A 201-nucleotide genomic window follows, 5' to 3' on the forward strand; every position below is an offset into this window, starting at 1 on the left:
GCTCTACGCGCTGGATTTGACCAACGGTCAGGAACAACGCCTGTCCGACACCGTCAAAGATGAGTCGCCCAGCTTCTCGCCAAACGGCAAATACATCATGTACCCCCCATGCATGTGTTTGCTCGGAAATATAGCGGTGCGCAACGGCGGTCCTTACTTCACATCGTGACCGGAGTTGTCATTACTATATCTATTAACGGC

At 52.2% G+C, this 201-nt stretch carries 1 pseudogene; it reads left to right on the top strand.

From position 1 onward, the window contains the following. Nucleotides 1–139, top strand: a pseudogene (locus AKL25_RS24830) (Tol-Pal system beta propeller repeat protein TolB); the annotation flags it as partial. Nucleotides 140–201: the final 62 nt, after the last annotated feature.

Source organism: Herbaspirillum rhizosphaerae, from assembly GCF_001189965.1.
GTDB classification, from domain to species: domain Bacteria; phylum Pseudomonadota; class Gammaproteobacteria; order Burkholderiales; family Burkholderiaceae_D; genus Herbaspirillum; species Herbaspirillum rhizosphaerae.